1 protein-coding gene is annotated in these 771 nt (G+C 38.0%); it reads left to right on the top strand.

Annotated features, from left to right (window positions below):
- Nucleotides 1-25 precede the first annotated feature (25 nt).
- Nucleotides 26-771: hypothetical protein (locus AB4486_RS24790; RefSeq protein ID WP_372119345.1), on the top strand; the 746-nt coding region annotated here is incomplete at its 3' end.

Below are 771 nucleotides of genomic sequence, written 5' to 3'. Positions count from 1 at the left end.
TTTCCGCCTTAAGTTTTTGATTATTATGAAAAATAAGTCATGCAAAAAAGCAAAATCTAAAAAAAGAAATAGTGATAAGCATATTAGACGATTAGTTGCCGCCTCAAAAGAGATTGATAGGAATAAAGCTCGTTTAGCTGAAGTCAAAGTGCAAAGAGAAGGTAAACAGGTACTACCAGACCTAGAAAATATACAAACGGAATGGTTTAGAGTGTCAAATGAAGTACTGAATTCAAAAACATTTATATCGCTTAAACATCAACTTGAATTGCTTGAAGTCAAATCTCCTAAAGATAAAAATCCAGAGCAACACGTGCATGATCTGTACAAAAAAGCATCAACCCTGAAAGGTGTGATAGGTTTTGAATTAATTGGTGAACTAGCAGTTGAATGGGATAAGTTGATTAACTATCGCTATGGGCGTTGCCGTTACCATGAAGGCGTACCAGATAACTGCACAATAACTTGGAATCGCTCCGTTTGGTGTGCACTTGGGGATTTAATGCGGTTACAGATAGGTAATCACCGTGATGTTATGAAGTTATTCTATGGACTAGTACCTTCGGCAATAGAAGAGATTAAAGCCCACCTTGAAACTTCACCTGTTGACTGGATAGAAGCTAATAGGGCTTTGGAGTGGCTCTATGACTTGAACGAAGGACAATACAAAAGCCCCCCAGCGCGCTCAAATTTTAAGCTACTAGTAGGTGAGCCAGATATTAATCCATCATTCAGAACAATTATTAGACTAGGGAGTTCATTGTGGAAGAG

It is taken from the genome of Vibrio sp. 10N.222.55.C6 (genome assembly GCF_041473395.1).
GTDB classification, from domain to species: domain Bacteria; phylum Pseudomonadota; class Gammaproteobacteria; order Enterobacterales; family Vibrionaceae; genus Vibrio; species Vibrio crassostreae_C.
This window is presented reverse-complemented; position numbering and strand designations above follow the sequence as displayed.